This is a genomic window from Acinetobacter sp. YH12151 (assembly GCF_013418355.1).
GTDB lineage: Bacteria > Pseudomonadota > Gammaproteobacteria > Pseudomonadales > Moraxellaceae > Acinetobacter > Acinetobacter pseudolwoffii.
Genome location: NZ_VPCG01000011.1, coordinates 50,947 through 76,648, shown reverse-complemented (window position 1 = coordinate 76,648; position 25,702 = coordinate 50,947). Strand labels below are relative to the sequence as shown.

General features: G+C 43.7%; 24 protein-coding genes, 1 tRNA gene and 1 other RNA gene. 15 read left to right on the top strand and 11 right to left on the bottom strand.

The window, feature by feature from the left end:
• Position 1: 1 nt before the first annotated feature.
• A complete protein-coding gene (locus FTU82_RS06145; RefSeq protein WP_100329191.1) occupies positions 2 to 1,714 on the bottom strand; it encodes a tetratricopeptide repeat protein in 1,713 nt (570 codons plus the stop codon).
• Between the two features lie 78 nt (positions 1,715 to 1,792).
• Between FTU82_RS06145 and hemA the strand changes: the two genes are divergently transcribed.
• Entirely contained in the window at positions 1,793 to 3,076 is a 1,284-nt protein-coding gene (hemA, locus tag FTU82_RS06140) for a glutamyl-tRNA reductase (protein WP_005169843.1), read from the top strand.
• A gap of 81 nt (positions 3,077 to 3,157) precedes the next feature.
• Here hemA and FTU82_RS06135 read toward each other — a convergent pair whose 3' ends face one another.
• On the bottom strand, positions 3,158 to 5,071 hold the full coding sequence (locus tag FTU82_RS06135; protein ID WP_180000960.1) for a DNA primase: 1,914 nt from the start codon (positions 5,069 to 5,071) through the stop codon (positions 3,158 to 3,160).
• 193 nt (positions 5,072 to 5,264) lie between these two features.
• Positions 5,265 to 6,257, bottom strand: coding sequence for an outer membrane protein assembly factor BamD (locus FTU82_RS06130; RefSeq protein WP_005097733.1), 993 nt, complete (start codon positions 6,255 to 6,257; stop codon positions 5,265 to 5,267).
• A 71-nt stretch (positions 6,258 to 6,328) separates the two neighbouring features.
• On the opposite strand from FTU82_RS06130, the gene rluD reads away from it, so the two are divergent.
• From rluD to FTU82_RS06115, 3 genes are read left to right on the top strand one after another with little or no spacing between them, the layout of a single operon-like run.
• Entirely contained in the window at positions 6,329 to 7,381 is a 1,053-nt protein-coding gene (gene rluD / locus FTU82_RS06125; RefSeq protein ID WP_005169846.1) for a 23S rRNA pseudouridine(1911/1915/1917) synthase RluD, read from the top strand.
• Positions 7,382 to 7,418: 37 nt separating this feature from the next.
• On the top strand, positions 7,419 to 8,159 hold the full coding sequence (gene pgeF, locus FTU82_RS06120) for a peptidoglycan editing factor PgeF (protein WP_005169848.1): 741 nt from the start codon (positions 7,419 to 7,421) through the stop codon (positions 8,157 to 8,159).
• 40 nt (positions 8,160 to 8,199) lie between these two features.
• The gene (locus tag FTU82_RS06115) at positions 8,200 to 8,760 is read left to right on the top strand and encodes a flavodoxin family protein (protein WP_005097730.1); all 561 of its coding nucleotides are present in this window, start codon (positions 8,200 to 8,202) and stop codon (positions 8,758 to 8,760) included.
• A 56-nt stretch (positions 8,761 to 8,816) separates the two neighbouring features.
• Here the strand turns inward: FTU82_RS06115 and smpB are convergent, their stop codons facing one another.
• On the bottom strand, positions 8,817 to 9,296 hold the full coding sequence (gene smpB / locus FTU82_RS06110; protein WP_180101139.1) for an SsrA-binding protein SmpB: 480 nt from the start codon (positions 9,294 to 9,296) through the stop codon (positions 8,817 to 8,819).
• A gap of 139 nt (positions 9,297 to 9,435) precedes the next feature.
• Between smpB and coaD the strand changes: the two genes are divergently transcribed.
• From coaD to FTU82_RS06085, 5 genes are all read left to right on the top strand, one after another.
• Positions 9,436 to 9,927, top strand: a complete 492-nt coding sequence (coaD, locus tag FTU82_RS06105; protein WP_004280585.1) for a pantetheine-phosphate adenylyltransferase — start codon at positions 9,436 to 9,438, stop codon at positions 9,925 to 9,927.
• 1 nt (position 9,928) lies between these two features.
• Entirely contained in the window at positions 9,929 to 10,192 is a 264-nt protein-coding gene (locus tag FTU82_RS06100) for a YfhL family 4Fe-4S dicluster ferredoxin (RefSeq protein ID WP_005097729.1), read from the top strand.
• Positions 10,193 to 10,218: 26 nt separating this feature from the next.
• Positions 10,219 to 10,596, top strand: an RNA gene (gene rnpB, locus FTU82_RS06095) — RNase P RNA component class A.
• Between the two features lie 72 nt (positions 10,597 to 10,668).
• Positions 10,669 to 10,745: transfer RNA gene (locus tag FTU82_RS06090), tRNA-Met, on the top strand.
• 101 nt (positions 10,746 to 10,846) lie between these two features.
• On the top strand, positions 10,847 to 12,286 hold the full coding sequence (locus FTU82_RS06085; RefSeq protein WP_180101138.1) for a P-loop NTPase fold protein: 1,440 nt from the start codon (positions 10,847 to 10,849) through the stop codon (positions 12,284 to 12,286).
• 2 nt (positions 12,287 to 12,288) lie between these two features.
• On the opposite strand, the gene FTU82_RS06080 is transcribed toward FTU82_RS06085, so the two are convergent.
• The 4 genes from FTU82_RS06080 to carA form a co-directional block, all read right to left on the bottom strand.
• The gene (locus FTU82_RS06080; protein ID WP_180101137.1) at positions 12,289 to 12,912 is read right to left on the bottom strand and encodes a CatB-related O-acetyltransferase; all 624 of its coding nucleotides are present in this window, start codon (positions 12,910 to 12,912) and stop codon (positions 12,289 to 12,291) included.
• Between the two features lie 576 nt (positions 12,913 to 13,488).
• Positions 13,489 to 13,965, bottom strand: coding sequence for a transcription elongation factor GreA (greA, locus tag FTU82_RS06075; RefSeq protein WP_005097724.1), 477 nt, complete (start codon positions 13,963 to 13,965; stop codon positions 13,489 to 13,491).
• A 92-nt stretch (positions 13,966 to 14,057) separates the two neighbouring features.
• Complete coding sequence (gene carB / locus FTU82_RS06070) at positions 14,058 to 17,288, bottom strand: carbamoyl-phosphate synthase large subunit (protein WP_180101136.1); 3,231 nt, start codon at positions 17,286 to 17,288, stop codon at positions 14,058 to 14,060.
• 13 nt (positions 17,289 to 17,301) lie between these two features.
• On the bottom strand, positions 17,302 to 18,441 hold the full coding sequence (gene carA / locus FTU82_RS06065; RefSeq protein WP_005097721.1) for a glutamine-hydrolyzing carbamoyl-phosphate synthase small subunit: 1,140 nt from the start codon (positions 18,439 to 18,441) through the stop codon (positions 17,302 to 17,304).
• A gap of 308 nt (positions 18,442 to 18,749) precedes the next feature.
• Between carA and FTU82_RS06060 the strand changes: the two genes are divergently transcribed.
• Together FTU82_RS06060 and FTU82_RS06055 are read left to right on the top strand one after the other, a co-directional pair.
• Positions 18,750 to 19,238, top strand: a complete 489-nt coding sequence (locus tag FTU82_RS06060) for a hypothetical protein (RefSeq protein WP_159516100.1) — start codon at positions 18,750 to 18,752, stop codon at positions 19,236 to 19,238.
• Between the two features lie 101 nt (positions 19,239 to 19,339).
• The gene (locus tag FTU82_RS06055) at positions 19,340 to 19,564 is read left to right on the top strand and encodes a hypothetical protein (protein WP_180101135.1); all 225 of its coding nucleotides are present in this window, start codon (positions 19,340 to 19,342) and stop codon (positions 19,562 to 19,564) included.
• 155 nt (positions 19,565 to 19,719) lie between these two features.
• On the opposite strand, the gene FTU82_RS06050 is transcribed toward FTU82_RS06055, so the two are convergent.
• Both FTU82_RS06050 and yhbY read right to left on the bottom strand, forming a co-directional pair.
• Complete coding sequence (locus tag FTU82_RS06050) at positions 19,720 to 20,259, bottom strand: DOMON-like domain-containing protein (RefSeq protein ID WP_005169863.1); 540 nt, start codon at positions 20,257 to 20,259, stop codon at positions 19,720 to 19,722.
• An 11-nt stretch (positions 20,260 to 20,270) separates the two neighbouring features.
• A complete protein-coding gene (gene yhbY, locus FTU82_RS06045; protein WP_074383400.1) occupies positions 20,271 to 20,594 on the bottom strand; it encodes a ribosome assembly RNA-binding protein YhbY in 324 nt (107 codons plus the stop codon).
• 197 nt (positions 20,595 to 20,791) lie between these two features.
• Here yhbY and rlmE point away from each other — a divergent pair, with 197 nt between their 5' ends.
• From rlmE to FTU82_RS06025, 4 genes are all read left to right on the top strand, one after another.
• Positions 20,792 to 21,442 carry a 23S rRNA (uridine(2552)-2'-O)-methyltransferase RlmE gene (gene rlmE, locus FTU82_RS06040; RefSeq protein ID WP_005097715.1) on the top strand — a complete coding sequence of 217 codons (651 nt, stop codon included), beginning with the start codon at positions 20,792 to 20,794 and terminating at the stop codon, positions 21,440 to 21,442.
• 132 nt (positions 21,443 to 21,574) lie between these two features.
• Positions 21,575 to 23,464, top strand: coding sequence for an ATP-dependent zinc metalloprotease FtsH (ftsH, locus tag FTU82_RS06035; protein ID WP_100355633.1), 1,890 nt, complete (start codon positions 21,575 to 21,577; stop codon positions 23,462 to 23,464).
• A gap of 169 nt (positions 23,465 to 23,633) precedes the next feature.
• Positions 23,634 to 24,485 (top strand): dihydropteroate synthase, encoded by an 852-nt coding sequence (folP, locus tag FTU82_RS06030; protein WP_159138239.1) that lies wholly within the window; start codon positions 23,634 to 23,636, stop codon positions 24,483 to 24,485.
• A 108-nt stretch (positions 24,486 to 24,593) separates the two neighbouring features.
• A complete protein-coding gene (locus tag FTU82_RS06025; RefSeq protein ID WP_180101134.1) occupies positions 24,594 to 24,908 on the top strand; it encodes a DUF5713 family protein in 315 nt (104 codons plus the stop codon).
• 32 nt (positions 24,909 to 24,940) lie between these two features.
• Here FTU82_RS06025 and FTU82_RS06020 read toward each other — a convergent pair whose 3' ends face one another.
• On the bottom strand, positions 24,941 to 25,624 hold the full coding sequence (locus tag FTU82_RS06020) for a hypothetical protein (protein ID WP_100329093.1): 684 nt from the start codon (positions 25,622 to 25,624) through the stop codon (positions 24,941 to 24,943).
• Between the last annotated feature and the right edge of the window lie 78 nt (positions 25,625 to 25,702).

Sequence of the window (25,702 nt, the reverse complement as noted above, 5' to 3'; positions counted from 1 at the left end):
ATTAACTCGTTTGGTTTTGTGGTGCTAACAATAGCGAATTAAGTTGTTTTAATTCGGGGTCATTTGGATGGTTTTGTTGTAATTGTTGTAACACTTGATGGAAGTGTTGTATATCACCATTCATGTACAACGAACGCGCATAACGTACCCCAATCTTCACGCTTGGATTGAGTTGATACGCTTTGTATAACACATCTGCAGCCGTGGCAAAGTCATTCTGTAAATAACAGATATAACCATAGGTATCCAGAATGGAAGCCTGTTCCGGTGCATATTCCAGTGCCTGTTCGACATAGCGGCGCGCTTCTTCCAGACGCCGGTTCTGCATTGCCAGGGTATAGGCATAGGCATTCAGATAGGTCGGACTATTCGGTTCAATCTTGAGTAAATTTGCCAGCAATTCATCCAGCTTGTTGCGATCCTGATGTGGATCTAGCAATAGCACTTGTGCATAAACCAGTTCCGGATCATCCGGCAGGTTTTTGCTGGCTTCTTCTAGCAGGCGGATCGCGGCTTTTTTATTCTGCATACGCGTTAAAATATCTGCCTGGGCCAGATATAAAAAGCTGGCATGTTGCGGATAATTCACCCGTTCCTGAGTCAAGAAACGCAGCGCATCATGCAGCTTATCCTGCTGGGCAAAAATCGAGATCATGTTACGACGCGAGACGGTGTACAGACTGCCATCGACCAGACGATAATAGGCTTTGGCGGTTTCATAATGCTGTTTGCGTTCAGCATTCACTGCCAGATAATAATAGGCTTCATTTTGATACTGTGCAGAATAACGCAGTTCGACCAGATGTTTTTCGGCCTTCTCGTATTCTTCCAGATCAATACTGGTCAGTCCGGCAATAAACAAGGCTTCTTCAGCCGTTGGCCATTTTTTTAGAATATCCTGCAGTTTTTTTAGCGCTAAAGTCGATTCATTGAGCTTGACCAGATATTTGACTTCGGCCAGACGCACATCCAGATTGTTACGGTGTTTACGGCTGGATTTTTCATACCATTGCAGAGTTTCCTCTGGATCGTCGAGAGCATTCAGCAGATTGGCTTTCATCAGGATATAACCAGTCGCATTCGGACGTTTTTTTAGAGCACGGTTAATGGTATTTAAAGCCTGTTCCAGCTGACCATTTTGTGCTTCCAGACCGGCCACCAGCACCAGAATAGACGGATTGTCTCTGGCTTTGGTGGTGCTTAAAGCCTGAATCAGATAGCTGCGGTCTTCTGTGCCTTCAGGTGAAATCCCAGCGAGAATTTCTTCCAGATCGGCACTGTCATCAATTTGCAGGATTTTCTCTAAGGTCTCTGCCGCCAGCTCATACTCATGCGCTTTCAGGGCAATATGGGATAAATAAAATAAGGCGGGGACATCCTGCGGCTCCTGTACCACCCAGTGGGTCGAGATATCGAGGGCTGCCTGTAAATCATCATGTTCCAATGCAACATTCAGTGCACGCTGCTTGACCGTGGTGGAATTGCTCTTGATTGCCAGAACCGTATAGTTGTGCAAAGCAGTCGGAATGTCATGTGCGGCAATGGCAAACTCGGCCATCATACTTTGTTTTATGGCATCATAATTTTGATTTGCATGGTAAACTGCTTCCGCTGCATAAAGATGAGCAGTTGAAGCCATGCTACCCACCAATAGGAATGTGGTAGAATATTGCTTAATTGTAGGGCCGTTGATACGGCTGATTGTTTGACGCAATTTTTCTTGATCCAAGTAATGCTTTTTATGACACCGATATTGCACAATAGCATAAATTTATTGAAATGATGACCTGATATGTCTTTCTTTGCATTGGGTGTCAACCATCAAACTGCCTCTGTAGAACTGCGGGAACAAGTTGCGTTTAACCCTGAAAAGTTAAGTGCCATTCTTGCCGAGCAAAGCCAACACCCTGAATTAAACGACATGGTGGTGGTGTCTACATGTAACCGAACCGAAGTTTACGCGATGTCTGACAATGTCGACATGGTGCTGAACTGGCTCGCCCAAAAAAATGGGGTGGATGTCAAACAACTGCAAAATCATGTCTATCGTTATGAAAATGCCCAAGCCGTGACGCACTTGATGCGTGTCGCCAGTGGTCTGGATTCACTGATGCTGGGTGAACCGCAGATTCTGGGACAAGTCAAAAATGCACTTTCTCTTGCCAAAGACTCCCAGACGGTGTCACGCAGTTTAAACCGAATTTTTGAATATGCCTTTTATGCGGCCAAACGGGTTCGTTCCGAGACTGCTGTCGGCAGTCATGCGGTATCGATGGGCTATGCGGTTGCACAGTTGGCCCTACAGGTATTTAGTCATCCAGACAAGCTCACCATTATGGTGGTAGCAGCCGGGGAGATGAACAGTCTGGTCGCCAAGCATCTCGCAGAAATGGGTGTGGGCAAGATTATTATCTGTAACCGTACCCGAGAACGTGCAGACATTCTGGCGCAGGAAATTGCGCATCGGGTAGAAGTAGAAATTATTGACTTTGACCAGCTGGCAGACAATCTGCATCGCGCCGATGTGATTTCCAGTTGTACCGGCAGTCTGCATCAGGTGATTCATTTTGCAGATATCAAAGCGGCACTGAAAAAACGCCGTTATCAGCAAATGTTGTTAGTCGATCTGGCCGTGCCACGTGATATCGATCCTAAAGTTGAAAAACTTGATGGGGTATATCTGTATGGCGTCGATGATCTGCAAAGCGTGATTGAGGAAAATCTGGCGCATCGTCGTCAGGCTGCGGTTGAAGCCGAAGTTATGGTGAATCAGCTCGCAACAGAACTGATGACCCAGCAAAAGGTCAAGCAGGCCGGGGCCACCATTCATGCTTATCGTGACCATGGTGAAGAGTTGCGGCAGGAAGAACTGGCATTGGCGCTGCAACGTATTGCCCAGGGTGAAAAAGCAGAAATGGTTATGGCTGAGTTTTCGCACCGCCTGACACAGAAACTCTTACATCCGACTTCTATTGTGCTGCGTGAGGCGGCCAAGGCGGAAGATCCAAGCTGTTTTGAAATGATGCGCGATACCTTGCAAGAGGTAGTTGATACACGCCGCAAGACCAAACATTAGCGAGCTCTTTAACAATAGCTATTTTGAAGAACGGCGTTTAGAGATAAACGCCTTATTTTTATTTGAAGCGATTTAAAACTGTTAATCGTCCAATAAGGTCATGGAGCGTTTTTTATCAATTTCGTAAATCTGCATTTTCAGATTCTTCATTTCTGCAATGCTGCTAAATTTTTTCGATTTTATCTTGTTTTTCAGACACTGATATTGCAGCTTGGTCGAGAAGTCTGCCGCCAGTTTGTCGGCCTGTTCAGGTGAAGAGGTATAATCGCTCACATTGGCATGTTGTAGAATATGCTGTAATTCATGATGATGTACTGCACAGGCACCTAAAACATAATAGATCGAGAGTTCAGGATCATCCGGCAGGTCATCAAAAATCACATTCAGAATATTTAGGATTTTAAACAGCAGCTGATCTTCAGATACCAGCGCACGCAGTGGTTCAAAATGAATATACAAATAGGGATGATTCATCAAAATTGCAATCACATATTCTTCAGCATCAATTTTGGTGCTAAAACTTAAGGATGCATCGGTATTAACCTTGGGTTGCCATTTACGGTTAAAGCCCAGTTTTTCGCGGAAAAATTGCTGCAGCAAATAGCGGAATGAGCCATGTTTAGGCAATAATTCGGTCAGATTTTTCAGTTCACCCATGACCTGACTTTTACCTTCAGGGGTAGTGATTTCCTGATTTTGGGTCAGATGGGCAAACACGAAGTCCGACATCAGCGGCGCCTGATCCAGCAAGCGTCTAAAGTTTTCGATGCCTTCACGGCGGATCAAGGAGTCCGGGTCATGGTCAGCAGGCAAAACAAAGAATTTCAGCTCACGGCCATCACTGAGTAATGGCAGGGCAATGTCCAGCGTTCGGCGTGCGGCTTTTTGACCGGCAGCATCGCCATCAAAGGCAATGGTAATCCGGTTGTTCTGCTTAAACAGAATGTTCAGATGGTCGGTATTACTGGCAGTTCCCAGTGTCGCGACTGCGCCATGAATGCCGTATTGCTGCAATGCAATCACATCCATATAGCCTTCGACCATCAGCCATTCCTGGGCTTTCTGCTTTCTGCCTTCATACAGCCCATAAAGCAACTGGTTCTTATGGAAAACTTCAGAGTCTGGCGAGTTGATGTATTTGGGCTTGATCTCGTCATTGAGCGCACGGCCACCAAAGCCGACCACACGACCCTTGGTATCACGAATCGGGAAAATTACCCGCTCTCGCAGCAGGTCGAAATCACGGCCACTGTCGCTGGTACGAATTAGCCCCAGTAGTTTCAGGCCTTCGATATCCTGAGGAAAGGCTTTTTCCAGATGTTGCCAGTCTTCAGGTGCATAACCTAAGCGCCAATAGGCAATGGTTTCTGCAGTCAGGCCACGTTGCTTGAAATATTGCTGTGCACTGGAACTGTTGGGTAACTGGCGTTCATAGAACTGCGCAATATTTTCCAGCAGGTCGTATAAGTTGCCGTCTTGCTGAACTTCGGCCATTGGCATGTGCTCAAAAGCAGCAAAAGGGTCGCCGTAGAAATCCTGTTCGGAGGCCTGAAACTCTGCAAATGGATCAAAAGAAGCATCCGACACAGAATGTTCTTGTGCTGGGCGTTGCGGAGCTTGCGTATTCTCAACTTTGGTCGCAGCGACTATTTTCGGTTTGGCGGCTTCCCGTTTGTATTTTAATTTATTGGAATCAGTATTGTCTTTTGGCAGTTCAATGCCGGTCTGACTGGACAGGTCTTTCATCACTTCGACGAAATTACGGCTACCAATGTCCATTAAAAAACGGATGGCGTTGCCATTGGCCTGACAGCCAAAACAGTGAAAATATTGTTTGTCACGATAGACGTGAAAAGAGGGCGATTTTTCCTGATGGAAAGGACAGCAGCCCGAATAGGTACGGCCAGTTTTTTTCAGTTTCACGAATTGACCAATCACATCGACAATATCGGTGCGATCGAGAATCTGATCAATCGTATGTTGAGGAATTGCCATAATCTGCTGAGCTTCTCGTGCTGCGTATCTAAGGTTTAAGTGATTGAATCAATAGGATTCAACTGATTCAGGTCAATTCTTTTTAACTTCCTTTGTATACCTTTTGCACGATTTGTTCAAGCCTGGCCGGGACAAAGCAAAAGGGCAAGTATGATACCTTGCCCTTAAAGAAAATGCACCTGCGACAGTCGGCTTATTCGGCAGTCGGTTCAGGTTGCTCTGCTTCGGTATTTTTAGGACGATCAAGCAAACCAAAAGATACACGATTGGTCAGGCTGCGCTTTTCAGTTTCTGGCGCATCCGACTCTGCATTGTTGTCAGTCACCGTCTTGGCTTCTTTACCAAAAATACCCAGTGTGGCACGGTTAAAGAAACTGCTTTCGCTACGTGCTGCACGCAAGTTGACCGTACCATCAGATTTCACCAGATTTGGATAATTCAGCTTTAACACATCAACATATTGCTGAGAGGTTGCTTTATCACCCAGTTGATCATAGCCATAGGCAATCGTTGCCAGTGCTTCTGGAATCTGAGGGGTTTGTGGATAATGTTCCACCACCCATTGTGCACGTTCAACCGCAGCCAGATAGGCTTTACGTTTTAAATTAAAGCGTGCCGCATTCATTTCATGCTCAGCCAGTTCCTGACCGATAAATTTCATGCGCTGCGCTGCATCGACCGCATAGGTGCTAGACGGATAGCGGCGAATGAAATCGACAAAATTCTGATAAGCCACTTTCAGATAGCTGACATCACGATGCGACTGTTTCAGCGAGGTATAACGCAGCAGACCATTATAGTTCTGCTCCATATTGGATACGCCGCGTACATAGTAAGCATAGTCGACATTTGGATGTTGTGGATTCAGACGGATAAAGCGCTCTGCCAGTGCCACTGCACCTTCATAATCTTTTTGCTGAAATTTTACATATAACAGTTCAAGCTGCGCTTGCGGAGCATACTGACTGGTCGGGAAATAGGTTTCCAGTGCTTCTAGCTGTTTTGCGGCATCGGTATATTGATTACGATCTAGCGCTTTCTGTGCTTTTTGAATATAAACTTGCTCGCTAGATTCAGGACCTTTATCCACGACTTCTTTTTTGGGATTACTGCTACAGCCTACCATTGCCGATGCAATGCCAATCGTGAGGGCAAGCATTGTCATTTTATAATGTGGTAGCGACATAAAAATTCCTCTGTTAATACGGGCAATGAGCTACAATTGCACTATTAAACCACTTTTGTCTGAATGAGCAAATGAGTCAAGCACAATCTTCCAATTCTAATATCCCTGATACTGATTTCAATTTACTTGAAGATTCTGAGGATGCAGATAACCATACTTCAGAAGCAACTGCAACACGTTTATCGTTGCAATTTCAACTGGATGAAACTTATATCGGGCAACGGATCGACCAGATTGCCGCGATGGTCTGGAGCGATTTTTCCCGAGAAAAATTAAAGCAATGGATCAAAGATGGCAATTTATTGGTGAATGGTCAACCGGTCAAGCCGAAATTTAAAAGTGATGGTTTTGAAATCCTGACCTTAAATGTCGAGCTTGAAGCGCAAACGCGAAACCTGCCGGAAGATATTCCACTGGACATCATCTATGAAGATGATGACATTATCGTCATTAACAAAGCTGTCGGCATGGTTGTGCATCCGGGCGCAGGCAATACATCGGGTACTTTGGTGAATGCTTTGTTACATCATTATCCAAAATCGGCTGAACTGGCACGTGCCGGTCTGGTACACCGTATTGATAAAGACACCAGTGGTTTGTTGGTCGTCGCGAAAAATCTGGAATCACAGTTCTCTCTCAGCAAACAGCTTGAGAAAAAATCAGTGTATCGTCTGTATGATCTGGTGGTATATGGCAATATTATTGCTGGCGGTACCATTGATGAACCGATCAAACGCCATCCGGTGGATCGCGTGAAAATGACTGTGCTTCCGGGCGGTAAAGATGCAGTAACGCATTATAACGTCAAAGAGCGCTTCCAGCATTTCACCCGTGTTCAAGCCCGTCTTGAAACCGGACGTACCCACCAGATTCGTGTGCATTTTAGCTATATCGGCTTTGGCCTGATTGGTGATCAGGTGTATATGCCGCGTGTACGTATGCCGGCAGGTGCATCACAATTATTAGATGATACTTTACGTGGCTTTAAACGTCAGGCCTTGCATGCAGCAAAACTCGGTCTGACCCATCCGCGTAGCAAAGAAGAAATGACCTTTGAAGCGCCGTGGCCGGAAGATTTTGCCAATCTGATTGAAGTGCTGCGCACCGAAAACAAAGCCTATTAATTTTTTTATTTAGCTCGCGTCAAAGCAAGGAATCGAGATGCAATTTGTACCAGGACTTCCACAAGGTGTGTATGTGGGTCAGACCCGCGTTCATCATGCGAAAGTACAGCCATCCATGCAGCCTGAGCTTGCAGGTTTTAATCTGGCCTTGCATGTGCAGGATGATGCGCAGCGGGTACAACAGCATCGTATGGCTTTACTGCAAGATTTCGCTGCCTTTGGCGTAGATAAAATTACCTGGATGACCCAGACGCATAGCACCATCTGTCATAGCATTAATGAACAGATACCCTTTGAGGCATTGGTCGGCGATGGTCTGGTGACGCAGCGCAAAGCGCATGCCCTGATGATGATGACCGCAGACTGTTTGCCGGTGGTGTTAGGTAATGCCGATGGTACGGAAGTTGCCAATTTGCATGCCGGTTGGCGTGGTCTGGCCGGTGGTATTATCGAAAATACCATTGCGGCCATGCAGACTCCGCCGACCTGGGCCTGGCTTGGTGCAGCCATCAGTCAGCCCTGTTTTGAAATTGGCACTGAGGTGAAAGTGGCTTTTTGCAGTAAATATCCTGAACTGGACAGTGCATTTCAGGTGGGCGAGCAGGCGGGTAAATATTATGCCGACCTGTATGCGATTGCGCGTTATATCTTGCGACAACATGGGATACATACCGTATTGGGCGGGGATCAGTGTTCTTATCGTCAGGCGGATGAATATTTTTCTTATCGCCGTGAGCCTAAAACGGGTCGTATGGCGACATTCGTGTTTATGGCATGAAAATGTTAAACTTAACTGAATTTTTTGGCTTTTGAGCATTATGTCCCTATCTTCCAAATCTGTTGCGATTGTTTATCACAGTCCTTATGGACACACGGCTAAAGTGGCAAATTTTATTGCCGATGGTGCACGGGAAACCGGTGTTCAGGTGCATATGATGAATGTCGAACATATTGATTGGGATGTGCTAGATGCCGCGGATGCGATTGTCTTTGGTTGTCCGACCTATATGGGAAGCCTGACCTCTGCCATGAAGCTGTTTATGGAGCAGTCATCCAAGCGCTGGCTGGCGCGTAGCTGGCAGGGCAAACTGGCAGCAGCTTTTACCAATGGTGGCGGACTTAGTGGCGACAAACTGGCAGTGTTGCAGCAAATCAACCTGTTTGCGATGCAGCATGGTATGTTGTGGAGCGGTTTGCCCTTGATGCCGACAGGTCGTGCCGTGACTGATCTGAATCGTATGTCGAGCTTTTTGGGGTTGATGACCCAGTCGGACAATGCACCGGTAGAAGTCACCCCACCTGAAGGGGATTTAAAAACCGCGCTCTGGTTTGGCGAATATATTGCTTTGACACTGGCGCGCTTAAATCATCCAGCTTAGTCAGTGATAAAAAAACCTCCACATGCTGGAGGTTTTTATATTCAAGTATTGATCCATTATTTATGGAAAATTCGCGCTTTATCACGTTGCCAGTCACGGTCTTTTTCAGTGGCACGTTTGTCATGGAGCTGCTTACCTTTGACCAGTGCAATTTCCAGCTTGGCATGTGGGCCTTTCCAGTAACAGGCCAGTGGCACGCAGGAATAACCTTTCTGGTTAATCGCGCCCATCAGCTTTTCAATTTCACGGCGATTCAACAACAGTTTTCGGGTACGGGTCGCTTCAGGCACCACGTGTGTTGAAGCACTCAGCAAAGGCTGAACTTGCGCACCAAACAGGAAAGCTTCACCATTTTTAAAGGTAATATAGCTTTCTACAATGGTCATACGACCGGAACGCATTGATTTGACTTCCCAGCCCTTTAATGACAGCCCCGCTTCAAATTTCTCTTCAATAAAATAATCGTGGCGGGCACGTTTATTCAGTGCAATGGTACCGCCATTATTTTTTTTTACTACAATAGATGCTTTCGCCATAATCTGATACTTCCAAACGTGCTGCTATTGTACCGCAACTAGAAATAAGGTGAAGTTTTTTAAATTAATGAGGATTATTCACCAAAAAAACAAGTTTTTGCTAAAATAAGATTCTACATAACAAACAGAGTACAAATGGATGTCTAAAACTCGTGTGATTTATCCGGGGACTTTTGATCCAATTACCAATGGACATATTGATTTGGTAACCCGCGCAGCGCGAATGTTTGATGAGGTCGTTGTGGCGATTGCCATCGGTCATCATAAAAATCCGGTATTTAGTCTGGAAGAGCGTGTTGCCCTGGCAAAAGAGTCATTGAGTCATTTGGACAATGTTGAATTTGTAGGTTTTGATGGTTTGCTGGTCAATTTCTTTCGTGAACAAAAAGCGACGGCTGTACTGCGTGGTTTGCGTGCAGTGTCCGATTTTGAGTATGAATTTCAGCTGGCCAATATGAACCGTCAGCTTGACTCCCACTTTGAAGCGGTATTTTTAACTCCTTCAGAGCAATATTCTTTTATTTCATCCACTTTGGTGCGTGAAATTGCTCGATTAAGAGGTGATGTGACCAAGTTTGTACCACCAAACGTGGTTGCTGCCTTCGAGCGTAAACTTCAACAAGGTTGGTAGCGTGTCTTTATATATCACCGATGAATGTATTAATTGTGATGTCTGTGAACCTGTATGCCCGAATGAGGCCATTTATATGGGTGAACTCATTTATGAGATTCATCCAGATTTATGTACAGAGTGCGTCGGACATCATGATCAACCGCAATGTCAGCTGTTCTGTCCGGTGGATTGTATTCCACTGGATCCGAACCATGCGGAAACGCAGGAGCAGCTGCAAGCCAAGTATGAAAAACTGACTGCTCAAAAAACATCAAGCAATTAGTCTCGATATTTGGTACTATGCCGCTCGAAGTGAGCCAGACGATCGCTGCTGTGGAGATCTCCGTGATTGAAGCAGGGGAGGAAAGTCCGGGCTTCATAGGGCAAGGTGCCAGGTAACGCCTGGGCGGTGTAAACCGACGGCAAGTGCAGCAGAGAGAAGACCGCCTTCATTATGTTTTCGAGCAATCGGAATCGGAGGTAAGGGTGAAAGGGTGCGGTAAGAGCGCACCGCATGGCTGGTAACAGTTCATGGCGAGGTAAACCCCACCGGAAGCAAGACCAAATAGGAATCCATTAGGCATGGCCCATGCTGGATTCGGGTAGGTCGCTTGAGCGCATGAGTGATTGTGCGCCTAGAGGAATGATCGTTCACGACAGAACCCGGCTTATCGGCTCACTTCAACAAATTTTGATCAAACAGTGCATTATGGGGTTGACGCTCTTTAAAGAAAATCTCATAATGCGCGCACAGTTTAAGGCTATGTAGCTCAGTTGGTTAGAGCACCGCACTCATAATGCGGGGGTCACAAGTTCAAGTCTCGTCATAGCCACCATATTCTGAAAAAACCCACTCCGATTGAGTGGGTTTTTTTATGTCTATAAAAATTAAAATGATATGATGTTATTCAAAATAAGCAACTGTATTTTAAAAATAATGACTAACAATCAAGTCGGTATAAAACGAGATGATTTTGAAAATATCCAAAGTGCGTGGGAAGGTGATCTGTGGGATAGAAAACGTTTAGGTTTGCAATTAGAACGTTATGTAGATCGTTTGCAATGTGGCGCAGTATTAGCGTTAGATGCGCGTTGGGGTGAGGGGAAAACATGGTTTGTTCGTCACTGGGCAAAGCATTTATCTGATACAAATCACAATGTCATTTATTTGGATGCCTTTGCGAATGATTATTTAGATGATCCCTTCTTAACGATTGCAGCACAGATTAGCCAAGCTTTTAAAGATTCTGATGAAATTGGTATTGAAGAGATTAATGATTTTAATTCAAAGACTGCCTCGGTTTTAATTTCTCTAGCAGCTGTAATACCAATGATTGTAGCTAAAGCTGGAATGCACTGGATAGGTTTAGGTGGGGCAGGCGAGACCATAAAAGCAGTTTATGAGGAGGCAAAGGATGTTTTTGATGTTGCTAGTGATGAGATAGCATCTAAGGTAAAGGAACAAATCGAAAAGAAAATAGAAAATCATCATATTGAAAAACAAACAATTCAAGATTTTAAAAAAGAGCTTGCTCAACTTGCATCACAGCTAGAAAAACCTTTAGTTTTTATTGTTGATGAATTAGATCGCTGTCGCCCCGATTTTGCAATTCGTCTAATTGAAAGAATTAAGCACTTTTTTGATATTCCAAAAATTGTTTTTGTTTTAGTAATGAATAAGCCACAATTATTACAATCTATCAAAAGTGTGTATGGTTATGAAGTGGAGATGAATGGTGATTATTTAGAAAAATTTATTGATTTTACAGTACATCTTTCTTCAGAAAATTGTAAAAAAAATTATGAAAATATTATCAAAGAACAACTCTTTCGAATAGGAGAGTTAGCTAATAAAGATGAAATAAACGAGTTCTATTTTTGGGTTTTAGCTTTGCAATTAGAGAAAAAATTAAATCCGCGAGAGTTAGTTAAAAAGCTAAATCAATATGCTTTATTAAGGACAAATGACACTAACAAGAATTTAATTCTTATTAGCCTAATAATGACACCGTTATCAGTACAACATGATTATATTAGGTATTTTGAAATAATTATTAAAATCTTATCTAATAATCTGTATTTAAATAAGAGGGATTTTATGAAAAAACATAACCTTAATTTAAGTTTTGATACTAAGTTTGATGCAATTACTGATACTACATGGGTGCGAGATATATTGAAATGGGATTATAAAATTGAAGATTTTTTTATGAGTAGCTTTATTCATGAGCATCATAATATTGAGCGAATTAGAGATGATGCTAGTTGGAAAGAAAGCAAGTACATAGAGTATTTGTCTGCATTTTCAATAAGCCCTTTGAGTAAAACTAGTGATTTTATTGAATCTTGGATGAATTATATAAAAACTGGACTGTAATTTTATGAATTAGATATAAAATTTACTAAGCTAACCACATCATCCGTCTGGAACTGCTCACGTATTTTTAAAAACTGCTGTTCATCTAAGTCATAGAGCTTTAGAGAAAGCAGTTTTTTAATATCTTCTTCAGGAAAACGGTATTTAATGATTTTCGCAGGTACACCACCGACAATTGCATAAGGCGGCACATCTTTGGTTACTACAGCACTTGTTGCTACCACAGCACCTTCGCCAAGCGTTACACCTTGCATAATCATGGCACGTGAGCCAATCCAGCATCCATCGCCAATGACTGTGTCGCCAGCAGGCACAAAACTGCGTGTATCGAAGGGAAAGGCTGAAATCCAGTCTGTACGGTGTAATTGATTACCACCCATCATAATCACGCATTCTGCGCCAAAACAGACAAAATTGCCGATATAGAGCTGATCAATGGGTTTATCTGGAGTAGAGGACTTGTCATGTAGATAACGCACAACACAACGCTCAAACCCTTGATCCCAATAAGCGGAATAGTAAGAATAATTCCCCTTAATATGAATATTTGGATTCTTCACCGTTTTTGAGATGAATTCGAACTCACACCAGTGTTTGACAGGGGAATTAATTAACTTTTCAGACATGCGTATATGGCGTTTTGAAGGTTGGGGGATTATAGCAAACAAAAGTCCCTCTTTGAAAAAGTGGGATTTTGGGGGGATTCTTAAACAAGGCCTCTCCTTTGTCGAGTAGTGTTCTTCATTTCCTAAAAGGAAAGGCAATTTTATTGTGAATTTTGATTTGTAATGATGGCTTTGTGTTCCTGTGGAATAACATCCTCAGAATATATACTGAGTGTACAAGGGAGTGAGGAATATGATTGAAATTATGAAAAATTTTATCTGAACAAATTCCAAAAGATACTAAAAATACGAGCAATACAATTGGGAAAAAGAAAGCCCAGAATTGCGCAGCTGAGTATCGCGGTTGAAATAATCAGGACAGAACTGGTATGCATGTCGATGAAGTATGACCAGTTGATCGCGATGGCAACACCAAGGATCAAACCGCCAAGTGCATAGTAAAAAGCGTGTATGAAGCGATCATCCATTTTTTTGTTATCTATTTTATTATTTGCTCATAAATTAAAGCTAAATCAATAGTTTTTCAATAAAAAACCCCTCAATTGAGGGGCTTTAATTGTTGTAAATATCTAAAGCTTAGATATATTCAACTTTCACAATTTCGTATTCAACTTCACCATTTGGTGTCGTAATTTTCACATCATCGCCTTCGTTTTTACCCAAAAGACCACGTGCAATTGGTGAGTTCACAGAGATCTTGTTGATCTTAAAGTCTGCTTCGTCATCGCCTACAATCTTGTAAGTTTTTTGCTCTTCAGTATCCAGGTTTTCAATTGTCACTGTCACACCAAAAACCACACGACCTGATTGCTCAAGTTCTTTCACATCAATGACCTGGCAAGCGCCCAGTTTCCCTTCGATGTCCTGAATACGGCCTTCACAGAAGCCTTGCTGTTCACGCGCTGCGTGATATTCTGCATTTTCTTTTAAGTCGCCGTGTTCACGTGCTTCCGCAATCGAAGCCGTGATACGAGGACGGTCAACGGTTTTCAGTTGATGTAATTCTTTCTCTAAGGCAATTTTGCCTTCAGGAGTCATAGGATAACGTTGCATGTTGTCCCTCAAAAGTCAGTTGAAAGATATAAAATCTATAAATAAAAAAAAGCCCGCCACCAAGAAGGTAGCGGGACTTCTTGGAAACTTAATTAACCTTTAGTTAGGTCTTGCAAGCGATATACATCCATTGGCAATTTGATTGCTAAAGCTTGGCATACAGCATCAGCACCGTTCAAGGTGGTAGTGTAATACACTTTACCTTGTAGCGCAGAGCGACGGATCGAGAACGAATCCTGCTGAGCCTGTTTACCTTCAGATGTATTGATAATGAGGTGAATTTCGCCATTTTTCAAGCGGTCCACGATATTAGGACGGCCTTCAGTTACTTTATTTACACGTTCACATGCAATACCCGCTTCAGTAATCACGCTGTATGTGCCACCCGTTGCAAGCAACTTGAAGCCATAGTCTACCAGTTGCTGAGCGATACGCGCGACATGCGGCTTATCTGAATCACGAACAGACAGGAACGCATGTTTTACTTCGCCTTCAGTTGGTTTACCTGGTAAGCGATCGTTCGAGCCTAATACAGCTTTATAGAACGCTTCACCAAATGATTTACCAACACCCATGACTTCGCCAGTCGATTTCATCTCAGGGCCAAGGATTGGGTCAACACCCGGGAATTTGTTGAATGGGAACACCGCTTCTTTTACAGAGAAGTGCTGAGGAATAATCTCTTTAGTGAATCCTTGAGATTCTAGAGATTGACCTGCCATACAACGTGCAGCAACTTTTGCTAAAGACTCACCGATACATTTAGAAACGAACGGTACAGTACGTGATGCACGTGGGTTCACTTCCAGAATGTAAACGTCAGTGCCTTTTACTGCAAACTGAACGTTCATCAAACCGATTACACCCAGTTCTTTTGCCATTGCAACAGTTTGACGGCGCATTTCGTCCTGTACTTCTTGAGAAAGCGAGTAAGGAGGAATCGAACATGCTGAGTCGCCAGAGTGAATACCCGCTTGTTCAATGTGCTGCATGATACCGCCAATCACAACGTCTTTGCCGTCAGATACGCAGTCCACGTCAACTTCGATCGCGTCATCAAGGAAGCGGTCAAGAAGAACCGGTGCTTCGTTTGATGCTTGAACTGCATCACGTAAGTAGCGTTTCAATTCGTCATCGTTATACACGATTTCCATGGCACGACCGCCAAGAACGTATGATGGACGTACAACGAGTGGATAGCCAACTTTCGCTGCTTCAGCCATACCTTCTTCAGCAGATTTCACAATGCTGTTGTTCGGTTGACGAAGTTGCAGACGCTGAATCATTTGCTGGAAGCGTTCACGGTCTTCTGCACGGTCAATCGCGTCTGGAGATGTACCGATAATTGGCGCACCGGCTTCTTCCAAAGCACGAGCCAATTTCAAAGGTGTTTGACCACCGTACTGCACGATAATGCCTTTAGGCTTCTCGATACGTACGATTTCAAGCACATCTTCCAATGTGATTGGTTCGAAGTACAAACGGTCTGATGTGTCGTAATCTGTAGAAACCGTTTCAGGATTACAGTTGACCATGATGGTTTCATAACCATCTTCACGCATTGCAAGCGCTGCGTGTACACAGCAGTAATCGAACTCGATACCTTGACCAATACGGTTAGGCCCGCCACCAATCACCATTATCTTGTCATGCGTTGATGGATTTGCCTCACATTCCTCATCGTAAGTTGAGTACATGTATGCTGTATCAGATTCGAATTCTGCAGCACATGTATCGACACGTTTGTAAACAGGGGTTACGCCCAGGTTCCAACGGTGTTTACGGAATTGTTTTTGTGAAATGCCCATCAAGTCTGCAATACGAAGATCCGATAAACCTTTACGTTTGAAGCTGCGGATGTTGTCCGCGTTCAAATCACCAAAACCTAAAGATTTAATCTGTTCTTCAGTTTTAATGATGTCTTCGATTTGAATCAGGAACCAAGGGTCGATATTGGTTGCAGCAAATACTTCATCAAGTGTAAAGCCGTGACGGAATGCATCACCAATGAACCAGATACGCTCAGGACCTGGCACTTTAAGTTCTTGAAGAATTTTATCTTTCGCACCTTCAGCACCGATTTCGATTTTTTCATCGAAGCCAGAAGCACCAACTTCAAGACCACGAAGCGCTTTTTGCATAGACTCCTGGAAGTTACGGCCAATGGCCATGACTTCACCGACAGATTTCATCTGTGTGGTCAAAGTTGCATCTGCTTGCGGGAATTTCTCGAAGTTGAAGCGAGGAATTTTCGTTACAACGTAGTCAATCGCAGGTTCGAATGAAGCAGGAGTTGTACCGCCCGTGATGTCATTTTTCAACTCATCAAGGGTATAACCTACAGCCAGTTTCGCCGCGATTTTCGCAATCGGGAAACCCGTTGCTTTAGATGCAAGGGCAGAAGAACGAGAAACACGTGGGTTCATCTCGATCACAACGATACGGCCGTCTTTCGGGTTGATACCGAACTGAACGTTTGAACCGCCTGTTTCTACGCCAATTTCACGAAGTACAGCTAAAGATGCATTACGAAGTAACTGGAATTCTTTATCTGTCAGCGTTTGTGCAGGTGCAACAGTGATGGAGTCACCGGTGTGCACGCCCATTGGATCAAAGTTTTCAATGGTACAGACGATGATACAGTTGTCGTTTTTGTCACGAACAACTTCCATCTCGTATTCTTTCCAGCCAATTAAAGATTCATCAATCAATAACTGTTTGGTCGGAGAAAGATCGAAACCGCGTTCACAGATTTCAATGAACTCTTCACGGTTATATGCGATACCGCCGCCTGAACCACCCATCGTGAATGATGGACGGATAATCACAGGGAAGCCGAAGCGTGCTTGAATAGTTAAAGCTTCTTCCATTGACTCGGCAATATCTGCTTTTGGACATTCAAGACCAATTTTACGCATTGCCTGGTCGAAGAGTTTGCGGTCTTCAGCTTTTTCAATCGCTTCTTTGGTCGCGCCGATCAATTCAACATTGTATTTTTCTAGAATGCCGTGCTCATCAAGGGCAAGGGCACAGTTCAATGCAGTTTGACCGCCCATGGTGGGAAGAACTGCGTCTGGGCGTTCTTTCTCAATAATTTGTGCAACAGTTTGCCAGGTAATCGGTTCGATATACGTTGCGTCTGCCATTGCAGGATCGGTCATGATGGTCGCCGGATTCGAGTTGACCAAAATAACGCGGTAGCCTTCTTCACGAAGGGCTTTACATGCTTGAGCACCTGAGTAGTCAAACTCACATGCCTGACCGATGACAATCGGACCCGCACCAATAATTAAGATGCTTTTAATGTCAGTACGTTTAGCCATGATGCTTCCTTAATTACTTCTTAGATGCTTCGATAAGTTCGATGAAATGATCGAACAATGGTGCGCAGTCATGTGGACCAGGGCTTGCTTCAGGGTGACCCTGGAAGCTGAACGCAGGCTTGTCTGTGCGATGAATACCTTGGTTAGTACCATCAAACAGTGAGCGATGCGTTACACGCAATACATCCGGCAGGTTGCTTTCATCAACTGCGAAGCCGTGGTTTTGAGAAGTAATCATCACTGTACCATTTTCAAGGTTTTGCACAGGATGGTTGGCACCGTGGTGACCGTGAGGCATTTTTAGTGTTTTGGCGCCACTTGCAAGTGCAAGGATCTGGTGACCCAGACAGATACCAAATACTGGAATTTCAGTGGTTTCTACAATTGTTTTTACAGCTTCAATTGCGTAGTCACATGCAGCTGGATCGCCAGGGCCGTTCGACAGGAACACGCCATCTGGATTCAGAGCAAGTACGTCAGCAGCAGGAGTTTGCGCAGGCACCACAGTCAGTTTACAACCGCGGTCTGCGAGCATACGTAAGATGTTGGTTTTGACACCGTAATCGTATGCAACAACATGGAATTTAAGTTCAGGTTGAGAGAAACCTTTGCCTAATGCCCAAGAGCCTTCAGTCCACTCAAAGCCCTCAGGATCGCAACATTCTTTTGCCAGGTCTAAACCGTTTAAACCGCTAAAGGCACGTGCTTTTTCAAGCGCTTCTGCTTCAGTGATATTTTCGCCAGCAAGGATACAGCCATTTTGCGCACCTTTGTCACGTAGGATACGTGTCAATTTACGCGTGTCGATATCCGCAATTGCCACAACATTGTGTTGTACCAAATATTCAGCTAATGATTGGGTTGAACGGAAGTTACTGTGCAATAAAGGCAGGTCACGAATGATCAATCCGTTGGCCCAAACTTTATGAATACGACCTGATTCAGCGTCTTCTTCATTGCAGCCTGTGTTACCGATATGCGGGTAAGTCAGTGTCACAAGTTGCTGTGCATAACTCGGGTCAGTCAAAATTTCTTGATAGCCAGTCATGGCAGTGTTGAAAACGACTTCACCAGTCGTACTACCCGATGCGCCAATCGAAGTACCTTTAAAGATAGTTCCGTCGGCAAGGGCTAAAATTGCTGGGGTGCTCAAACCAAAGCTCCTGAAATTTAGGCTGTAAAAAAGCGAGAAGACGAAAAAAAAGGAAGGCTAATTTTTAAACCTACCCTCCTATGTCTGCTCGCTTGAACTTAACACGGCATTATACGCAGAATGATGCTTGAAGTCCAATGGCTTTGCAGCGAAAGTATAAGATAAATGCCTTGCTTTTTGAGTGGAAGTCTGTTTTGTAAACAGGATGAAAAAATGTAAGCAATTAATAATTGTCAGACAAATCAAATCTTAAATTTTATCAAGTCTACTAATATAGCTCAGTCAATATAACAATAGGAACAAGACAAATGACTACAGCATCAAAATCTACCCAATCCAAAAAAGCCAGCCCGAGCGTCGTGGCAGAAACTGCCGAGAAGCTTGAAAAAGTAGCAGTAGAGGCGAAAGATCAAGCACTTGAAAGCATCGAAGAAAGTAAAGAAAAGCTTGAAGTTGAAGCCAAGCAATTGACCGATACCGTACAGGAACAATTGCGCCAATTTAAGCAGGAGGTGTTGCAGCGAATTGACACTTTAAAGGAGCAGATCTTCGGTTCACAAAAAGAATTAACTGAATTGAAGAGCTTTATCAAAACAGAATTCAATGCAGTGATCGAAGACTTGTCCAGTCTGGGCAAGGAACTGAAAGAGGATGTCAGTCAGATTTCGACCAAACATAAAGAGCATTTGACCGATACCTTAAAACGTTCTAAAGACAGCACCATTGAAGTGCTGAAAAAAGTCAAGCCGGTAGTGAAAGCAGAAAGTTCAGACAAAAAGCCTGAGCTGAAAAGTTAAGCTGCGTTGAAAGGCTGCTCTTTAAAAGGAGAACAATCACATGTTCTCCTTTGTCTTTATGTAGCAAAACGGACTCACAATAATAATCAGAAGGGGTTACGATGCCACGGCATTATTTGGTAGGTGTGCTTGTTTTATTGATATTGATTATGCTGCTTAATCTGGAAAGCGGCTTGGGGCGCATACTTTATCTGGGTGTGATTGTGTTATGTTTGGGCGTACTGGGGCAGGTTTTGGGGACTGTTCTGCTCATGGTACTCACTTTTACTTTTATTCTTTATGCTGCAGTGAAAGCCATTCGGAGCCAGCATCAGTTACCTCATTAAAATGCTACTCTAAGATGTTCAAAAACAAGAAAATGCAAAATAACCATACACAGCTAACTACTTTGTCTAGAGACAAACAAAAACGTGAGACTTCAAGTCTCACGTTTTATCAGTCTTTTACAGATTCAGACAGAGGATATACAGGTTTGACTGATCTAAAATACATGCAACCAGTCACGTTTATTATGAAAATCTGCCTGAGGACTACTATGCTGCATCGCGTAGTACTGGTCACCTTGCGAGGTTTTTAAAACAGCAGATAAACCCAGGAACAAGTTTTCCCATTTGAGTTTATGTGTTGCCATAAAATCGGTCAGATCCACACTGACATTGAGACCATAATGGGTACGTTTGAGCTGATTCAGCTCAATATCATCTGCAGCTTGTGGTGGCATATCTTCAGGATAGCGGTATTCTTCAAATTGATAAGCCTGCCAGGCCTGAGAAGGGGAGAGATTAATCTCACGATAAAAATCTTCACCCTGAACCCCAATAAAAATTTCAAAGCAGGTCTGTTCCCACAAGAAATCCTGACGGGGATGTGCAGCTACCATGTCTGGCCACAGGATGTAATGATTGGGATCGCGGATCCAGAAGCCCACATTTAAACTACATGGACCTTGCTGTTCAATGGCAGCAACCAGAGAGATGGCCTGAAAACGGCGATCAAATGCGCTAAGTTCGTAACTTGCCATAAGTCCTGTACTTAGTTAGACAAATGAGCGAAACGAACAAGATTGGACAATTTTTGGTTCTGTTTTGCCGCTTTCTTATAAAGCAGCGCAATTTTACCAATAGTTTGAACCACTTCAGCACCAGTCGCTTCTGAAATTTCAGCAATCAGCGCTGCACGCGCTTCACGATCCTCAGCGACAATTTTAACTTTAATCAGTTCGTGATCGTTTAAAGCACGCGCTAATTCTTCGGTGACATTTTCCGTCAGACCTTTGTCACCTAGCATCACGACTGGGTTAAGTGTATGTCCGATTTGACGTAAACGCTTACGTTCCTGAATAGATAAAGCCGCCATGAGAGATAACCTGAATTTTAAAACGGCTTAGTATAGCAAAAGCAAAAAATAAACGCTGTAAATTATCAGGAAATAATCATATTCAATCTGTCCACGGAGAGAGCAAAAGCCTTAGATTTAGATACACATGTATACTGCAAAATAAGTCTTTTTCACGTACAATTAATATAATGAGACATTTTTTTATTTAGAGAGTTATGGCTACACGCATTACCAACCAAAAGTTATCTAAAAGTAGTCGTGATTGGATGAGAGAGCATTTAGACGATCCTTATGTGAAAAAGGCACAAAAGGAAGGCTATCGTGCGCGTGCAGCATATAAGCTCTTAGAAATGCAAGAAAAGTATAAAATCATTAAACCTGGTATGACTGTCGTCGACCTGGGCGCAGCGCCAGGCAGCTGGTCACAGATTGCCGGTAAACTTGTTGGCGATAAGGGTTTATTGATTGCATCTGATATTTTACCAATGGATGCTTTACCAGATGTCACTTTTCTGCAAGGTGACTTCCGTGAAGAAGAAGTTTTCCAAAAACTGCTAGAAATTTTAGATGGTCGTACTGTAGACGTTGTAATTTCAGATATGGCCCCCAATACATCAGGTAATAAGGCTGTAGATCAACCGCGTCAGATTTACTTGTGTGAACTTGCACTGGATTTTGCCAATAAGGTGCTAGGCCCTAAAGGTCAATTTGTGGTAAAAGTTTTCCAAGGCTCAGGTTTTGATGAATTCCGTAAGCAAGTGGTTGATAGTTTTGATATTCTGAAAACATCTAAACCCTTGGCATCACGTGCTCGCTCTAAAGAAGTTTTCCTGATCGGGCAGGGACGCAAGAAGGCTTTAAAATAAGTCTACTTGCCAAGTCGTTAAAAATTGTGCATTTTGTACGTTTTCAGATAATTGTAAGTTAATTTACAGCTTAAGTATTAAGGTCACCCTGAACAGGGCATGATCAAATTAGATTGGAATGGGAATAAAGCTTTGAGCGATCTTTTTAAGAATGCCGTATTGTGGCTCGTGATACTGGGTGTGCTGGTGTTAATCTTCAGCAACGTCAGTGACCGCAATCAACCGACTACAATGAACTACTCAGAGTTTGTTGCCGCGGTCAATGCTGGCCAAATTAAACAAGTTGTTATTGACGGCGAAAGAATTCGTGGCGAAAAATCAAACGGTTCAGAGTTTGAAAGTATTCGTCCGGCAGTTCAGGATCCTGAGCTGATGCCAAGCCTCATTAAAAATAATGTTGTGGTCGAAGGTGAAGCACCACAACGTCAAGGCTTGCTCATGCAGTTGCTTATTGCAAGTTTCCCTGTGCTTTTAATCATTTTGTTATTCATGTTCTTTATGCGCAACATGGGTGGCGGTGCAGGTGGTAAAAACGGCCCAATGAGTTTTGGTAAGTCTAAAGCCAAAATGTTGTCTGAAGACCAGATTAAAGTCACTTTCGTCGATGTTGCCGGTTGTGATGAAGCCAAGCAAGAAGTGGTTGAAATTGTCGACTTCCTGAAAGACCCAACGAAATTTAAACGTCTCGGTGCAAGTATTCCACGTGGTGTTTTGATGGTCGGTCCTCCAGGTACAGGTAAAACCTTGCTTGCCAAAGCCATTGCCGGTGAAGCTAAAGTGCCATTCTTTAGTATTTCAGGTTCTGACTTCGTGGAAATGTTTGTGGGTGTTGGTGCATCGCGTGTGCGTGACATGTTCGAACAGGCAAAACGTCATGCACCATGTATCATCTTTATTGATGAGATTGATGCAGTCGGTCGTCACCGTGGTTCAGGTACGGGTGGTGGTCACGATGAACGTGAGCAGACGCTGAACCAGATGCTGGTGGAAATGGACGGCTTTGAAGGCAATGAAGGCATTATCGTGATTGCTGCAACCAACCGTGCAGATGTACTGGATAAAGCATTACTTCGTCCAGGCCGTTTTGACCGTCAAGTTGTGGTTGGTTTGCCAGACATTAAGGGTCGTGAACAAATCCTGAATGTGCATTTGAAAAAATTGCCTTCAGTCACAGGGGTCGATGTTAAAGTACTTGCACGTGGTACACCGGGCTTCTCGGGTGCGCAATTGGCCAACCTAGTGAATGAAGCTGCTTTATTTGCTGCACGCCGTAACAAGAATACTGTCGATATGCATGACTTTGAAGATGCAAAAGACAAGCTTTATATGGGTCCTGAGCGTAAATCGATGGTACTTCGTGATGAAGAGCGTCGTGCGACGGCTTATCATGAAGCAGGTCATGCGATTGTTGCTGAAAGTTTGCCGGGTACAGACCCTGTGCATAAAGTCACCATTATGCCGCGTGGCTGGGCATTGGGCGTGACCTGGCAGCTACCTGAATTTGACCAAACCAGCCATTATAAAGACAAAATGTTGAATGAACTTTCGATTTTGTTTGGTGGTCGTATTGCAGAAGAAGTCTTCATTAACCAAATGTCGACAGGTGCTTCAAACGACTTCGAACGTGCAACTAAAATGGCACGTGCGATGGTGACCAAATACGGTATGTCTGACAAAATGGGCGTCATGGTCTATGAAGAAGATGCACAGCAATCGTTTATGGGTAGTATTGGCAGTCGCAGTATTTCTGAAACGACCCAGTTAGAAGTCGATCGTGAAATCCGTCGTATTCTGGATGAGCAATATAAAGTCGCACGCGATATCTTGGAAAGTAAAAAAGATGTTGCCCATGCGATGGTCAAAGCCTTGATGGAATGGGAAACTATTGATCGTGATCAAATCCGTGACATTATGGAAGGTCGTGAGCCTCAACCGCCAAAAGTCTATGTTGCAGAAAATCCTGTGATTGATGTAACCCCAGATGATGGCCCGTTAACGCCACCGCCATTGCCAGCCAACTAAGTTAAATAAAAAATCACCTTCGGGTGGTTTTTTTATGTCAGTCATTTTTATGATAATTTTCTGAATGCTATATTTAACTCAAAACTAATGGGCAAATGTCTTATCGAGCTTTGCTTTATTGCTCTATCCATAAGACAATATTCGAATTATTGTGAACGAGAATGGAAACATGCAGCTGATGCCTTTACGACCACATGTATGGACATTTGGTGAGTTAAAACTGGACTTATCTCAGCCGCATGTGATGGGAATTCTCAATGTCACCCCCGACTCATTTAGTGATGGTGGTCGGCATAATCAAAAAGAAGATGCAGTTGCACGTGCGCTGGAGATGATGGCTGAAGGTGCGACCGTAATTGATATCGGCGGGGAATCGACCCGTCCGGGTGCCGCTGTGGTAGACGTAGAGGAAGAGATCCGCCGCGTGGTGCCTGTGGTTGAAGCCTTAGCAAAACATGATGTTGTTCTCTCGATTGATACTTCACAACCAGAAGTGATTCGTGCAGCGGTTCAGGCCGGAGCGCATATCTGGAATGACGTCCGTGCGTTGACCCGCCCCAATGCCTTAGTAACGGCCGCTGAATTAAATATTCCGGTAATCATTATGCATATGCGTGGTGAGCCGACCACCATGAACAATCTGGATCAATATGAGGATGTCACTACCGAGGTGATTGGCGAACTATCTCAACGTGTTCAGGATGCCTTGGATGTAGGAGTAAAAGCCGAAAATATCATGATTGATCCGGGGTTTGGTTTTGCCAAGAATGCTCAGCAAAATCTCAAGCTGCTTCAAGAATTTTATAAATTGACAGAAATGGGTTATCCGATTTTATCTGCCTTATCACGTAAACGCTTTATTGGGGCTGTCTTAGATGGCGCAGAACCACAGGCGCGTGCGGTGGGTTCGGCAACAGCACATTTGCTCAGTATTCAGCAGGGCGCCTGTATGGTACGGGCACATGATGTGAAAGCGACAGCGGATGCGATTAGAGTCTGGCAAGCCATGCAGATGGCGTAGACATTGATGGCGGGAGAGTAAGCATCTGGCAATGTTGTTTGGCTTTCAGGCAACAATGTGCTATATAGGCACGCTTAGATTAAATTGTCATCTTTTAGAGTGCCTGTAATGTTTGCAGATTTACTTCTCCCCATGTTCGATGATGCGTATTATCCCGATATTCTGGTTGCTGAAATCAAACAGCACATCGAACATTTTGCCCAAAAAGTCGCTAAATCAGCTTTTTCAGATCAAGAAATTTACCAGCTTGCCCATCTGACCGTTGCTGATATTAATGCCATGAAACCGCAGTTTGAAGATCTGGATTCATCTCTGGATGATACCGCTGCAGATTATATTGCCGAAGCCATGATGATGGTGGTGCAAGAGCACGGGTTGTTCGAGATTGAAATGGAAGAGCTGATTACCAATCGTGAATGGTGATCGATAAAACCCTGCTACTGCAGGGTTTTTTATTATTTGTAGAAATAGTCTTTAAAACTTTTAAAGCGAATCGAGCTGAGTAATTTTTGCTCTTCATGCATGCATTGCTGATAAAGATTCTGGTAATAAGCTTGCAGATTTGACTGGTCCTGAATCGGTTGCGGTGTTTTGGATCTGGACTGTTGATAGGCCCAAAAGGCCAGCTGCCGCAGTTTTTGCAGTTTGATCTGATCAATTGCACTACAAGAACTTTTAAATAAAGGTTCTAAGGTGACAGCGCCAAAAGAGGAAAGCGCTAAAATGATCATGCTGATGATCACCAGCATATCTGAATGAATTACATACAGATTCAGCAATAAAACCAGAAAAATCGGAATTTGCAGATACAGACAGTTCTGCAAACGCTGACTATAGGCTTTGGAGCTGAATTGTGCCTGATATTGTGCATACCAGATATAGGGATAAAGCAGGGCCATTAACATGATCAAGGTGACATTAAAGGCGATCGTGGCATTCTTGAAAAAATAATATTCCAGAAGTACTGAGCTGATGCTACAGGCCACGCAGATTAAAAGAGACAGTAAATTAATCGCGATCACAAACTGGAGATTTTGCAGGGCATTAAATTTGAAGCGGCTATAACGCAGCTTCAGGAAAAAAGCGTCTGGATGGCGTAATTGTAATGTGGCGAGATCGAAGTATTTTAATTCTGACATGAGGATTTCGCGCTAAAAGAATAAAATTCAGGCACAAAAAAACCAGCCTAATGCTGGGTTTTCTATTGCACCATTTTA